The 13,486-nt window shown below is 32.0% G+C and carries 20 protein-coding genes and 1 other RNA gene; 2 read left to right on the forward strand and 19 right to left on the reverse strand.

What is annotated here, in order from left to right:
- Window positions 1-27: 27 nt before the first annotated feature.
- Window positions 28-357: an Hpt domain-containing protein gene (locus tag LWW95_03980; protein ID MDL1956199.1), complete on the forward strand. Its 330-nt coding sequence runs from the start codon at window positions 28-30 to the stop codon at window positions 355-357.
- Here the strand turns inward: LWW95_03980 and yihA are convergent.
- The 12 genes from yihA to LWW95_04040 form a co-directional block, all read right to left on the reverse strand.
- Window positions 347-934, reverse strand: coding sequence for a ribosome biogenesis GTP-binding protein YihA/YsxC (gene yihA / locus LWW95_03985; GenBank protein MDL1956200.1), 588 nt, complete (start codon window positions 932-934; stop codon window positions 347-349). The two genes, LWW95_03980 and yihA, sit on opposite strands and share 11 nt — an antisense overlap.
- Window positions 916-2,067, reverse strand: coding sequence for a pyridoxal phosphate-dependent aminotransferase (locus tag LWW95_03990; GenBank protein ID MDL1956201.1), 1,152 nt, complete (start codon window positions 2,065-2,067; stop codon window positions 916-918). Before LWW95_03990 ends, yihA begins: the two co-directional genes overlap by 19 nt.
- Window positions 2,064-2,804 (reverse strand): tetratricopeptide repeat protein, encoded by a 741-nt coding sequence (locus LWW95_03995; protein MDL1956202.1) that lies wholly within the window; start codon window positions 2,802-2,804, stop codon window positions 2,064-2,066. Before LWW95_03995 ends, LWW95_03990 begins: the two co-directional genes overlap by 4 nt.
- Entirely contained in the window at window positions 2,801-3,673 is an 873-nt protein-coding gene (gene hisG / locus LWW95_04000; GenBank protein MDL1956203.1) for an ATP phosphoribosyltransferase, read from the reverse strand. The genes LWW95_03995 and hisG overlap by 4 nt, the downstream gene beginning before the upstream one ends.
- Window positions 3,670-4,044 (reverse strand): phosphoribosyl-AMP cyclohydrolase, encoded by a 375-nt coding sequence (gene hisI, locus LWW95_04005; GenBank protein MDL1956204.1) that lies wholly within the window; start codon window positions 4,042-4,044, stop codon window positions 3,670-3,672. The genes hisG and hisI overlap by 4 nt, the downstream gene beginning before the upstream one ends.
- Window positions 4,037-5,092, reverse strand: a complete 1,056-nt coding sequence (gene rlmN / locus LWW95_04010; protein MDL1956205.1) for a 23S rRNA (adenine(2503)-C(2))-methyltransferase RlmN — start codon at window positions 5,090-5,092, stop codon at window positions 4,037-4,039. Before rlmN ends, hisI begins: the two co-directional genes overlap by 8 nt.
- Complete coding sequence (locus LWW95_04015) at window positions 5,083-6,369, reverse strand: conjugal transfer protein TraF (protein ID MDL1956206.1); 1,287 nt, start codon at window positions 6,367-6,369, stop codon at window positions 5,083-5,085. Before LWW95_04015 ends, rlmN begins: the two co-directional genes overlap by 10 nt.
- Window positions 6,370-6,385: 16 nt before the next feature.
- The gene (locus tag LWW95_04020; GenBank protein MDL1956207.1) at window positions 6,386-6,775 is read right to left on the reverse strand and encodes a PaaI family thioesterase; all 390 of its coding nucleotides are present in this window, start codon (window positions 6,773-6,775) and stop codon (window positions 6,386-6,388) included.
- Window positions 6,775-7,011 carry a hypothetical protein gene (locus tag LWW95_04025; protein ID MDL1956208.1) on the reverse strand — a complete coding sequence of 79 codons (237 nt, stop codon included), beginning with the start codon at window positions 7,009-7,011 and terminating at the stop codon, window positions 6,775-6,777. Before LWW95_04025 ends, LWW95_04020 begins: the two co-directional genes overlap by 1 nt.
- A 13-nt stretch (window positions 7,012-7,024) precedes the next feature.
- Window positions 7,025-7,385, reverse strand: a transfer-messenger RNA (tmRNA) gene (gene ssrA / locus LWW95_04030).
- Between the two features lie 45 nt (window positions 7,386-7,430).
- Window positions 7,431-8,471 (reverse strand): selenide, water dikinase SelD, encoded by a 1,041-nt coding sequence (selD, locus tag LWW95_04035; protein ID MDL1956209.1) that lies wholly within the window; start codon window positions 8,469-8,471, stop codon window positions 7,431-7,433.
- Window positions 8,461-8,817 carry a hypothetical protein gene (locus LWW95_04040; GenBank protein ID MDL1956210.1) on the reverse strand — a complete coding sequence of 119 codons (357 nt, stop codon included), beginning with the start codon at window positions 8,815-8,817 and terminating at the stop codon, window positions 8,461-8,463. The genes selD and LWW95_04040 overlap by 11 nt, the downstream gene beginning before the upstream one ends.
- A 55-nt stretch (window positions 8,818-8,872) precedes the next feature.
- Here LWW95_04040 and LWW95_04045 point away from each other — a divergent pair, with 55 nt between their 5' ends.
- Window positions 8,873-9,751, forward strand: a complete 879-nt coding sequence (locus tag LWW95_04045) for a L,D-transpeptidase family protein (protein MDL1956211.1) — start codon at window positions 8,873-8,875, stop codon at window positions 9,749-9,751.
- A 3-nt stretch (window positions 9,752-9,754) separates the two neighbouring features.
- Here LWW95_04045 and LWW95_04050 read toward each other — a convergent pair whose 3' ends face one another.
- From LWW95_04050 to LWW95_04080, 7 genes are read right to left on the reverse strand one after another with little or no spacing between them, the layout of a single operon-like run.
- The gene (locus LWW95_04050) at window positions 9,755-10,093 is read right to left on the reverse strand and encodes a hypothetical protein (protein MDL1956212.1); all 339 of its coding nucleotides are present in this window, start codon (window positions 10,091-10,093) and stop codon (window positions 9,755-9,757) included.
- A 60-nt stretch (window positions 10,094-10,153) separates the two neighbouring features.
- Window positions 10,154-10,837, reverse strand: a complete 684-nt coding sequence (locus LWW95_04055; GenBank protein MDL1956213.1) for a haloacid dehalogenase type II — start codon at window positions 10,835-10,837, stop codon at window positions 10,154-10,156.
- Window positions 10,831-11,052 (reverse strand): sulfurtransferase TusA family protein, encoded by a 222-nt coding sequence (locus LWW95_04060; GenBank protein MDL1956214.1) that lies wholly within the window; start codon window positions 11,050-11,052, stop codon window positions 10,831-10,833. The genes LWW95_04055 and LWW95_04060 overlap by 7 nt, the downstream gene beginning before the upstream one ends.
- An 8-nt stretch (window positions 11,053-11,060) precedes the next feature.
- Window positions 11,061-11,585, reverse strand: a complete 525-nt coding sequence (locus LWW95_04065; protein ID MDL1956215.1) for a YeeE/YedE family protein — start codon at window positions 11,583-11,585, stop codon at window positions 11,061-11,063.
- Window positions 11,569-12,066: a YeeE/YedE family protein gene (locus LWW95_04070; GenBank protein MDL1956216.1), complete on the reverse strand. Its 498-nt coding sequence runs from the start codon at window positions 12,064-12,066 to the stop codon at window positions 11,569-11,571. Before LWW95_04070 ends, LWW95_04065 begins: the two co-directional genes overlap by 17 nt.
- 1 nt (window position 12,067) lies before the next feature.
- Window positions 12,068-12,904, reverse strand: a complete 837-nt coding sequence (locus LWW95_04075) for a hypothetical protein (GenBank protein ID MDL1956217.1) — start codon at window positions 12,902-12,904, stop codon at window positions 12,068-12,070.
- Window positions 12,898-13,431: a DUF3343 domain-containing protein gene (locus tag LWW95_04080; GenBank protein ID MDL1956218.1), complete on the reverse strand. Its 534-nt coding sequence runs from the start codon at window positions 13,429-13,431 to the stop codon at window positions 12,898-12,900. Before LWW95_04080 ends, LWW95_04075 begins: the two co-directional genes overlap by 7 nt.
- Window positions 13,432-13,486: the final 55 nt, after the last annotated feature.

Below are 13,486 nucleotides of genomic sequence, written 5' to 3' on the forward strand. Positions count from 1 at the left end.
TTAAGATTGTTTGAGAGGAGGTAAAAGATGTTTGATTTGAATAAGGTAATGGAGATGGTTGAGGGTGATAAGGAACTTTTAAAAGAACTTTTAAATTTGTTTTTTTCAGATTATCCAGAAAAACTTGCTAAAATTTATCATGCTCTTGAGAAAAATGATGCAAAGACAGTCTATGAAACTGCTCATAGCTTAAAAGGAGCTTGTGGTAACTTGGGTTTAAGTCGTGCTTATAATTTATCACTTGAAATAGAAAGAATGGGTAAGGAGGGCAAATTAGAGAGAGTAGAAGAGGCTTATAAAAAACTAGTAAAAGAATTAGATGAGTTTAAACAATTTGTTTCTGATATTAATTTATAAGCATTTTAAAAATTGCTTTTAATAATTGTGATTTACCTTCTGCTGTGCGGGCAGAAAAAAAATAGAGTGGAAAATCTTTTTTTAGGTTAAATTTTTGATAAGTAATTTTGATTATTTTTTCTCTTTCTTTATTTTTAATCTTATCAACCTTAGTAAGGACAATAATGGTTTGTCTTTTATAATAATTTAACCATTCCCAAAGTTGTAAATCATTGGCTAATGGGCCAAATCTAGCATCTAATAAAAGTACTATACCTTTTAATTGTTTTCTTTTGGCTAAATAAGTTTCTATACTTTTCCCCCACTGTGCTCGTAAATGGTTAGCTACCTTTGCATAACCATAACCAGGTAAATCAGTGAAGAAAAATTTCTCATTTATTAAATAAAAATTAATAGTGCGAGTACACCCAGGTGTATGACTGACACGAATAAGTTTTCTTTGACCAAGAATTGTTCTAAGTAAGGAAGATTTTCCTACATTAGATCTACCAGCAAAGGCAACTTCAGGATAAGGTAAATCTGGCCAATCTTTTTCCCAAAGAGCACTTTTAAAAAATCTTATTGTTTTAATTTGCATATTTTAAAATAGTTTTTAAGCCTTTTTAATCCCTCCTTTATATTTTCTAAAGAGTTTGCATAAGAAATTCTTAAAAAACCTTCTCCTTCAGTGCCAAAATCAATTCCTGGTGTTACAGCAACCTTGACTTTTTCTAAAATATCAAAAGCCAAAGCATAACTATTATTACTTATATGTTTTACATTAATGAAAAAATAAAAAGCCCCTTGTGGGGGTTTTTTTAAAGGGAAACCTATTTCTTTTAAAGTATGAAAGACAAAAATCCTTCTTTCATTATAAATTTCTTTCATTTTTAAAACATCTTTTTTTGCTTCCTTTAAGGCAGCAATACCAGCATATTGAGCTATACTAGAAGTGCAGATAAAGAAATTTTGCTGAATCTTTTGCATATGTCGAATAAATTTTTTAGGAGCAATTACATAACCTAATCGCCAGCCTGTCATAGCATAAGATTTGGAAAAACCGTTTAAAATAAAAGCATTTTCACTAAATTCCAAAGCTGTTTTTTCTTCACCTTCATAGACAAGCCCATGATAAATTTCATCTGAGATTAAAGGTAAACCAAAATCAGCAAGTGATTCTATAATTTCTGAAGGAGTTAATGCACCTGTAGGATTGGCAGGCGAATTGATAATGATGGCTTTTGTTCGGCGGTTCAAAACCTTTTTAATATCTATCAAATCATAAACAAATCCATTTTCCTCTTTAACCGGAATAAAAATTGGTTTTGCTCCAAAAAAATGAATGAAATTAGGATAACAAGCATAACCTGGATTCGGAACAATAACCTCATCACCTGGTTCCAAAAGGCTAGCAAAAACAAGAAATATAGCTGGTGAGCTGCCAGCAGTAACAATTACTTGTTCAGGAGAAACTGTTACTTTGTATTTTTCTTGATAATAATTAGCAATAGCTTCTCTTAATTCTGGCAAGCCAAGGCTATGAGTATAGTATGTTTTACCTTTTTTAATTGCATCTATAGCGGCTTTTTTAATGCATTCAGGTGTGTCAAAATCTGGTTCACCTATCTCTAAATGAATGACATGATGCCCTTGTTTTTCCAAACTTTTTGCTTTTTCCAATATATCCATGACAATAAAAGAAGAGATTTCTTTAGCACGCCTTGCTATCATGAGAGATTTTCTAAAATATTTATTGCCCGTTTTCTTAAGGGCCCATTATCTATCTGAACTACTTTTTCAAATTGTTTTTTTGCCTGTTCAATTTTGCCAATTTTAAGATAAAGTAAACCCATTCTAAAATAAAGTGCGGAGGCATCAGGAAGATATGTTATGCCTTCAGCATATACTGCTATTGCTCTTTCATATTTTCCTTCCTCTTCCCAAGTTCTGGCTAGACCAAGATATGCAGGTAAATAATGGTGATTTAATTCCAATGCTAAAATAAAATTTTTTCTAGCTTTAGAGAAATCTTTCTGTAAAAGATAACAAGAGCCAAGATTTGTATAAGCTGCTTCTGGAGTAGGATAAGTAGGGATAGCTAAGGCTTTTTTAAAATAAGATTCAGCTATCTTAAATTTTTTCTTTCGTAAATATAAAAGTCCAAGATTGTTATAGGCGGCTGCATAATTTTTATCTAAACCTAATATTTTTTTAAATTCTTTTTCTGCTAAATTTAAATTACCTCTTGCCATATATGCAAGTCCTAAAGCCAAATGAATATCTGGATTTTTATCATCAAGTTTAACTGCCTTTAACAATTCTTTTAAAGCTAAAGCATATTTTCCTTCTCTTAAATAAGAGCTACCTAAACGATAATGTATTTGTGCATTATCATGCTTATTTTTAGGCTGAATATTAGTACAATTTATTGATAAAAAGATTAAGCTATAAATTAACCATTTCATCATATGACTTTGTGAAGAGGATATTCAATAATGCCTTCAGCCCCAGCCTTAAGGAGCTTTGGAATTAGTTCTCGTACTATTTTAGCATTTACTACTGTTTCTACTGCACACCATTTTTGATCATGAAGAGGAGAAATAGTAGGTGCATTAAGGCTTGGTAATAATTTTACAATTTCTTCTAATTTTTCCTGAGGTACATTCATTTTTAAACCTACCATATGATATCCATGTAAAGCCCCTTTTAATAAAAGGACAATCTGTTCTATCTTTTCCTTTTTCCATGAATCTTTCCAACTTTCTGGATTGGCTATAAATTGAGGATAAGAAATCATTAATTCCTTAATTATCTTTAAACCATGTGCCTTTAAAGTTGTACCAGTTTCAGTAACTTCAACAATAGCATCTGCTAATCCAGAAACTACTTTGGCTTCTGTAGCACCCCAAGAGAACTCTACAGTAACATTTATACCTTCTTTTTCAAAAAAACGTTTAGTAAAATTGACTAACTCTGTAGCAATCTTTTTCCCTTCTAAATCTTTTATATCTTTAATATGAGTGTTTCCTGCTACTGCTAATACCCATCTTGTGGGACGAAGGCTTGTTTTTGAATAAATCAAATCAGCTACTACTACTACTTTAGATTCATTTTCTAATATCCAGTCCTTTCCTGTAATACCTGCATCTAATGTACCATTTTCTACATAACGAGACATTTCTTGAGCACGACACATACTACATTCAATTTCTTCATCATTAATAGTAGGAAAATAACTCCTTTCACCTACCTTTATCTCCCATCCTGCTCGTTTGAAAAGCTCTATAGTAGCATTCTGAAGACTGCCTTTTGGTATGCCTAACTTTAACTTCTTCATTTTTTATAAACCTCCTCTGGCTCAAAAACTTTTTCAGCTACAATTTTTAAGTCATTTCCTTCTAGTTTGCGATAAAAACAACTGCGATATCCAGTATGACATGCAGCTCCTATCTGCTCAACTTTAAGTAATACGGTATCTTTATCACAATCTACATAAATTTCTTTTACTTTTTGAATATGACCAGAGCTTTTACCTTTTTGCCATAGACATTTCCTAGTACGGCTATAATAATGAGCTAATCCTGTTTCTAAAGTCCTTTCCCAAGCCTCTTCATTCATAAAAGCCAACATTAACACTTCATTTGTCTTATAATCTTGAACAATTGCAGGAATGATTCCCCCCATTTTTTCAAAATCTAATTTAATCATTTTTAAACTCCCTTGGTTTTCCATCCAATTGACCACATGCTGCTCCAATATCTGCTCCCTTACTTTGCCGAATAGTAACTGTATATCCGTATTTTTGCAAGACTTCTTGAAATTGTAAGATTTCATAAGTTAATGGAGGGGAAAAATCAATATCTGGACAAGGGTTAAAGGGAATTAAATTGATTTTAACAGGAAGCCCTTTAAGTAATTTAGCTAAATCTTTAGCTTGCCTTACTGAAGTATTCACCCCTCTTAAAAGTACATATGCAATAGTAAATCTCTTTCTTTTAGGTAATGGCATCTTATGCATAGTTTTTATTAAAACTTCTAAAGGATACTTTTTATTTATAGGTACAAGAAAATTTCTTGTTTTGTTATCGGCAGCATGAAATGATATAGCCCAGCTTACATTAGCTTTTTGAGAAAATTTAAGCATTTGCGGAGCCAAACCAATAGTAGAAATAGTGACTCGGCGGTGAGAAAACCTTAATCCAAGTGGGTGAGTTAAGATATTTACGGCTTTCAAAGTAGCTTCAAAATTATGCAATGGTTCACCCATACCCATAAAAACAATATTTCTTAAAGGCCAATGTTGAGGTAAATGTTCTTTAGCATAAAGTACTTGATTGATAATTTCTGCAGTCTCAAGATTTCTTTTAAATCCCATTTTCCCAGTAAGACAAAATTTGCAGCCCATAGCACAACCTACTTGGGTGGAGACACAAAGGGTATAATAACCTGATTGAGGAATAAGTACCGATTCAATAAATTGTCCATCTTTAAGACGGAAGAGGAATTTGATTGTTCCATCAGAAGCAGTTAATGTTTCTTCAGATTGAAAACTACTAATTTGACATATTTCAGATAAATGAGAACGTAAAGATTTTGACAAAGTAGTGATAGAAAAAATATCTTTTATATTATGTTTATAAATTGCCTCAAAAATCTGATGCGCCCGAAACTTAGGCTCGCCAAATTTTCCTATCCATTTTTCCAATTCTGATAAAGTGAGATTTTTCAAATCAATTTGTTTTTCCTTTAAAACCACTTAGAAACTAAAGAAATTTGAATTCTAGTATATCGCGGTATGGCATGTTCTTGAAAATGTCCTTTTTTACTTGAAACTTGTCCAGCAATATCAAGCTGAAACCACTTTAATCCAAATCCTAATCCAGCAGTAAAAATGACCCCTTCATCTCCTTCTGCTACATTGCCCATAATACCACCTCTTAAAGAAAACCAGCTAAATGGATGAAAATTGAAACCTCCTCCAATAAATCTGCACTTATAGTTTGAAATAAATGTAGGATTAGCTGTTAAATCAACATCTGCAGCAAAAGTAATTTTCCAAAAATCATAAGCAACACCAGCTCTTACCATAGGCTTTATTTTATAAGTATTTCCTTTTGCTGTATCAAATTTAGGTGTATTTAGATTTTTCCCTACAAGACCTATTTTTAAACCAGGTATTTTTGGTTTATAAAGTAATCCTAAGTCAATACCCCAAGATGTATCTCTTTTATCTGCATCACTAAGTTCATCATCAATATCTTCTGATGCAGTATCAATATCTATTTTGGCATCAAATGTCCAGCCTGGCATAACTTTTACTGCTCCTCCAATAGTCAATGTGCCAAAAGGAGTCTCAAATTCATGAGCATAGGCAATAGGTATTTCCAAATAGGCAAGACCAGCAAGTTTTAAATAAGTCAGATTATTTTCAATAGCATATTGAAGGGAAGAATTCTGATACTCTGTTTCATTGGAAGATTCATACTGTCCTGTTGTTTCATTATATTTGTAATAATCATCATCTATTTTCACAATAAAATCCAAATGTTTTGAATCAATCACTGCATAGCCAGTAGCCTCTGAGAGACCAAATATACCAAAACCAAATTTCTTTATTTGCATACCTAATGAAACAGTGGGCATAAGTTGCAAACCATTTTTTTCAGCAATGCTTTGCAATTCATTTTTTATAGTATTTATTTTATCTTTTACATCTGATGATGCTATCCCTCCTGGTGCTTCTCTTTCTATTAAATCAAATGTATTTTCAATATCTATATCTGCCAGTTTATCAATATGATCAACAAGATTTACTTCCCTTGCACCTACACCAACACAAAGAGCAAACTCAGCACCATGCACTGGTTCAGATAAAAGTGCAGGATTATAATAAACAGCAAAGCTTCCTCTAGCAGAAGCTACACCTGCTCCACCCATAGAAAGGGATTCAAAACCAATAGGCTGAAACTCAATAGCAAATACCATTGTTGGACATAAAATAAAAAAACAAAAAAATAGCCCTATTTTTTTCATAATCCCCTCCCAAGATTTATTTCACAAATAACAATACACCTTCAGCTGTGGCGATAATTTTATTATCTATTATACGCCTCATCTCAGCCTTTGTTTCCACTTTACGATTTGTTTTATTTTCAATCCAGCCAGAAACAATAACTTTTTCATTTGGATGAAGGGCTTGACGGAAAGTAATATTTAAATGGATGGTCATAGTAGGACCTAATTGTCCAGCAGCATAGGCCATAATTTCATCTAAAAGAGTGGCAATAATTCCACCATGAATGAAACCTTTCCAACCTTGATACTCTGGAGGGAAAGAATAATATGTTTTGGCTATACCATTTTCATAAAAAACTTTAATTTTAAGACTTTTAGGATTTTTAGAACCACAAACAAAACAATAAGAACTGTCCAGGGTCATCAGTGTTTAATAGAGCGCTGCTTAATAATTTCATTAAAAGCTGCATCAATAGCTTTATCTATTAAACTAGCAGGTAAATGACCATATTTATGCATTTCTTTTTTTAATAATAAACTAAAGGCATTAAGCAACTCTTCATTAACTAATACACCAGTCTCATCCATCTTATCAAGCTCTTGCTCGATTCGACGTAAAAAAATTTGACTAAGTGAATCTATTAAATGTTTTTCATCCATTGTAATATCTTTTTGGTGGAGGCGGCGGGAATTGAACCCGCGTCCGGGAATATTCGGCTTAAGCATCTACATGCTTAGTTCGGGTCTCCCTTTTCGCTTCTGGCATTCCCCCGAACTGGAAGCCCAGAAGCTAGCCCATGTCAATTTTCGCTATCAACTGTCATGGGCACCAGTTGATAGCTAGCCTGCATCACCGACGCCTACACCAACCCTGCAGGCGAGGTTGGGTAGACGCTGGCTGCTTCAATTAGGCAGCCAGAGCATAAGCATAGTCATTGGCATTTGTTTTTACCCTATCTTTTTTTCACGAGGCGATAGGAACCCCGGCATGCAGCTTAAGCCTACCATATCCCCGTCGAACCCACATCGCCCCCGCATTTTTTATTATAAACATTTTTATCAAAAGAGCAAGAAAAAAATCAAATTATTTTAATTTTCCCTTTTTGATGCTCTTTTAATACTTGCCCAATAATATTTGCTTCTTTTATTCCTTCTTCTTTAAGTCTTTTTAAACAATTATTAGCCTCTTTTTCAGGTAATGCAATGATAAGTCCACCTGAAGTTTGGGCATCAAAAAGGAGGTCTATTTTAGGAAGTGGAATTTTTTCATTAATTTCTACTAAATTTTCACAAAAATGTTTATTAGCATAACTTCCTGCTGGAATAAGTCCCATAGAGGCATATTCTAATGCTTCTGGAATGATAGGTACATTTTCTGCCCAAATTTCAATCTCTTTTTTTGATGCAATAGCCATTTCTAATAAATGACCAGCTAAGCCAAATCCCGTTACATCTGTGCAGGCATGTATTGAAAAAAAATGCATTACTTTAGCTACTTTATCATTTAAAGTAGCAGCAATATTTATTAATTTTTTTATAGCTTCATAAGAAGCTAAATTAGCTTTAATGGCTGTAGCAATAACACCTATGCCTATTGGCTTTGTTAAAATTAATATATCTCCTACTTTAGCACCTGCATTAGTCAAAATTCTTTTAGGATGAACTATTCCTGTTACAGAAAGTCCATATTTAATTTCTGGGTCCTCTACACTATGTCCACCAACCAAAATAGCTCCTGCCTCATGGATTTTATCTAATCCTCCATGCAATATTTCTTTAAGAATATCTTTTGATACTTCTTTGGCAGGAAAACAGACAATATTCATAGCTGTTAAGGGTTTTCCACCCATTGCATAAACATCACTTAAGGCATTAGCAGCAGCAATCTGACCAAAAAAATATGGGTCATCCACAATTGGTGTAAAAAAATCTAATGTTTGGACTAAAGCAATGTCTTCTGTAATTTTATATACCCCAGCATCATCATAAGTTCCATAACTTACTAATAAATTGGGATGTTTTTGAATAGGTAATTTTGCCATTATTTCAGCCAGGTCCCCTGGACTGAGTTTTGCTGCTCAGCCAGAGGCCTTAACTTTAGCAGTAAGTTTATAATTCATTTTTTAATAACCTATTTTTTACTATTTCTGGTATTTCTATAGTCTTATTTAATTCCATTAAAATTTTTTGTGCTTCTTTTAAAGGAAAATTTATTTCTAAAGGAGGATAATCCACTACCATAATAAATTTTTTATCAAAATAAAGCATTAATTCACACGGTAAACAATATTCTTTATCCTTTAAATGTCTATCCCAAAAAATACTTAAATCTATTTCTTTTTCTTCTTGTGCTAAAAAAATAGTATCTTGTTCTGCATCATAAAGAAAAATAAAAAAAGAATTATTCTTTTTAAATCTTACTAAAAAGCATTTTTTATCTTTAAAAGAGTTTTTTAAATCAATCATTTTTAAATTATTTATCAAAAATGCAAATAGGTCAAATTTATGATATAAAATTGTTATGTTTAAATGCATTTTTTTATTCATTGCTTTTTTTATCCCAAATTCTTTATTTGCTGCTGGGGCTTATCCTTATCATGTACCAAATAAAACTGTAATAGGTGTTATTCTTAAGCATAAGATAAAAAAAGAAGAAACCATGCTTGATATAGCCAGAAGATATGGACTTGGTTATCAAGAACTAATGTTACTTTATCCTAATATGGATCCTTGGTTACCTCCTGCAGGAAAGACAATTGAAATTCCTACACAATGGGTTTTACCTCATTTTAAAGGAAAAGGTCTTGTTATAAATGTAGCTGAATTAAGGCTTTTTCTCTTTTTATCTGATATAGGTCTTGTTAAAACTTATCCCGTAGGCATAGGGGTTCAAGAATTTCCCACCCCTTTTGGAGACTTTAAAGTAATTGAGAAAAAGAAAAATCCTATATGGCAGATACCTCCTTCTTTACGCAAAGAATATGGAGGTAGATTTCAAATATTGCCTGGTCCTGAAAATCCTCTTGGAAAATTTTGGATAGGGCTTTCAGCAGATGGGTATGGTATTCATGGAACTAATTCACCTTGGGGTATAGGTAGATTAGTCAGTCATGGTTGTATCCGCTTATATCCAGAAGATATAAAAGAACTTTTCCCCTTTGTGAAAATAGGAATGCCTGTAAAAATTATATATGAACCAGTAAAATTTGGTTTTTTAAATAAAAAAATTTATGTAGAGGTACATCCAGATATTTATCATAAAATAGTTGATCTCTTTTCTTATGGGATAAAAAAGGCAAAAACTCTTAATCTTTTATCAAGGATAAATTTAAATATATTTTTAAAAGCCTTAAAAGAAAAAAAAGGTATTCCTATTAATGTAACTTATAAAACTAACTAAATATTATTTCCTTAATCCTTTTTCAAAACATCTTTCGCATTTTTCAGCCATTCTTTCAGCTTTTTCTGCAGCTACCTCAGCTTTATCTGCTGCAGTTTGGGCTTCAATTGTGCAAGATTGAGCCTTCTTAGCCGCAGCTTCTGCTTTGGCTGCTGCTTCTTCTGCTCTTTTAGCCGCTTCTTCTGCTTTCATAGCTGCTTCTTGAGCTGCCTTCATTGCTGTTTCAGCAGCAGCCCTATGCTCTCTCATCTCTTTTACACTAGCACAACCAATAATTAAGAAAATAAATAGTAAAAAAGAAGCTAACACAATACCTAACCTTTTCCATCCTGAAAACCTCATCTGTTAGCCTCCTTATAAAAATTTAAAGTGGCTCAATTATAAAGCTTTGTTTAAAAAAAATCAAGAAAAAATTAAAGATACCAGTGTTTTTAAATCTGGTACTTCTATGTCTGGATATCCAAAAACAGAAGGTGTAGCACCAAAGCCTCTTCTTTTTATTAAAATAGTAGTTAAACCTAATTTTTTAGCAGGATTGATATCATGATAAATGCTTTGAGCAATATGTAATATTTTCTCCTTTGGAACATTTATCTCTTTAATAGCATACTTAAAATTCTCTAATGATGGTTTATATGCTTTTATATCTTCAGAAGTAATTATCCAATCAAATTCTACTTTAAGCTGTTTTTGAGTAAAAGCAAATAAATCTCTGTCTATATTAGAAATAATAGCCAACTTATATTTTTCTTTCAGCTTTTTTAAAGCAGAAACTGTATCAGGAAAAGGTGGCCAATGTTTTAAAGAATCAACTAAACAATTTAATTCTTCCTTAGAAGGTGAAAATTTAAATTTTTCTCCAAATTTTTTCAATACTTTTTTAAGAACTTCTTTGTATTTGATATATGAACCTTTTTCTATTTCTGATTCAAATTCAGCATAATTTTTAAGAATTTCATTATCATTTATATTTATTCCATATTTTAAAAAAATAGGTCTTAATGCATTTAAAATGCCTGTTTCCCAATCTATCAAAGTACCATAACAATCAAATGTTAAAACTTGAAATTTATTGAAATTTAACATTTTTGAATAATTAGTTTAATTTTTTCTCCTTCCTCTATTTCTACTTTACAACCCTCATGCTCTGCCAATCTTTTAACATTTTCCTTTGAGGGTGGATAATCTACGATTACTTCCAATATATCACCTTTTTTCATCTTATCAAGCATGGCTTTTGTCTTTACTACTGGTATAGGGCAAACTTCTCCACATACATCAAGTATATGTCTTTCTCCCATTTTTCCTCCTATTTTAATGCTTTAATTAATGGTACCAAAAATTTATGAAATATAACTGCACCTGAAATAAAGCCAATAATATAGCTAAGTGCACTATAACTACCTTCTGCTGCCATAACATGTTGTCTAAAAGGGCAACCTCCTGCTAAAACAGAGAAAAAACCAACCATTATGCCACCAATAAAGGCTAAAATTAAATGATAAATTAATTTTGGTGACCAACTGATGGGATCACCAGGTACAGGCAGGATAGGATTTGGTGTAGCTTCAATGCCAATGACTTTCCATTTTTTGATAAATACACTTGCTCCATTTATAAACCAGGGAAATGTCTTTAATGTGACAAAGGGAATAATATAATGAAATAGAAAAAAGCCTAAAAATGCTCCAAAGAAAAAGCTAAAAAGCCCTTTAATTAAATAGGTATCTTTTACTAAGAAATAATCTCGCATCCCACCAATAAAACAGAGCCTTGCCCTTTGACCTAAATATCCTAATAAAAAACCCAAAAACAAACTATAAATGATAGACATTTTTCCTAACCAAAAACTTAATAACTTTACAGCCCAATATTACGCCAATAAAGATTGAAATGAGCCCAAATATAGCTGTAATATCTAAATAAGCTGCTTTTAAAGTTGTACGAATAGGACAACCACCCATCATCAATGCACCAATACAAACAAGCATGCCCCAAAAAAATTCTGTTTCAGGTCTTTGCCACCAAATACGCATAGTTTTTAATTGAAATTCTTTATTAATCTTTGCTGCTAAAAATGCACCTATTATAACACCAACAATGGTTAATAGAGGGAATTTGGCTGAAATCGGTGCACCAACAAATTTCCCATAAAAATTAGGAAAGATTTTAAAAATAACCCAATTAGTTAAATCTCTTACATGACATGCAATACAAATACCATAGGCAGGGGGTGGAAAGATTTTAAATAATGCTTGACCAATAGCTGCCCCAAACCCAATTAAAAAACCTACTTTTGCTGCTGTCCATTTCATATTATGCCTCCTCTATTGCCTTAGGAATAAACTTAACAATCTCAGAAACAGATGTTGCTGGTGTAGGATGAGCTAATTTTCCTGCAATACGATTTATTTTAGCTGCTAAAACACTTGCCTTTTCAAAAGGAAAGTCTGCTTCAATAAGACTACTCAATATACCAACCAATGTATCTCCAGTACCTCCAATTGCTTCCATTGCTTCTATTGATGGTTCAGAAACTGAAGCAATAATATTTCCATCCTTTACAATTAAATCTTTTTTTCCTTTTACAAGAGAAAAGCAAGGTAAATTTTTTTCTAAATAGGCTTGCTTTATCAAACTTTCCATTTCCTCTGTATCTATTTCAAATAGTACTTTTTTAACATAAGCAGGATGAGTAGCATCTTTATCTGCTAAAAAAGCTAATTCACCTGCATCTGGAGTAAATATATCTAAATTTCTTGCTAAACCTGCTGCTTTTGCTGCATACATCATACCTGCGTCGGCAATAATGAATTTGGCATTTTTCCTTAATTTTGGGAAAATTTTTTTAAATTCATCCACATAAGGCATCATATAATGTCCACAAATAACTGTTTGTCTTGTTAAATTACAATCTTTCAAATAGGAAAAAAGTCTTTTTGTTCCTTTCCCATCACCTTTATCTCCTGAAAGGATAACATGAAGCGAAGGTTTGCCTAAAGTGGACAGCACATGAATGGCAGCGGCTAAAAGAGCAGTGGTGCCAATTGTAACTGGTAGAGTTAAACTATTAATTTTTATCTCTTTTTCTTTTAATTTTGCTTTCCCATCAATTATTTCTATCTCAAATGGCATAGTACCTATTACTAACATTTTGTTATCTTTAAAGCCTTTTCTAATGCTTTTTTCAACATATAAGCACAGAGAGAATAGCCATTTTCCATAATTTTATTAGCCTCTTTTAAATGTTTTCCAATTAAATTTTTTGATAAAAATGGGATATCTGGACAGCCACCACCAGATATATTGACAATTATTCCAGTCTTTGGCTCAATTGTCAGTTTCATATTGGCTGCTCTAATTAAAATATAGTTATCTATTTCTTTTGTTTTTGTTATTTCTAATGGTCTTTCACTTGTACTTAAAGAGACAATTTCATAAATAATCTGAATCTTTTTTAATATACGTTCAATCCCCATCTGTTCAACTAAATCAAACTCTACAGCTAAATCACATCCTTTACGTAAATAAATAGGTGGTGCTACACCACGTACTGAAAAACCATGTTCTTTTAAAATTTCTTCAACAGCCATGGCATTGGCTACATTTTCTACCAAAATAAGCCCTTTTTCTCTTAAATCCTTTTTCTTAAATAATCTTTCTTTAATTTGCTTTAACATTACCAATTAAATCCAGAAAATTTTATATCTTTTTTAGGGAAAATGCTATAATAAT

This window comes from Candidatus Desulfofervidus auxilii (genome assembly GCA_030262725.1).
Lineage (GTDB): Bacteria > Desulfobacterota > Desulfofervidia > Desulfofervidales > Desulfofervidaceae > JAJSZS01.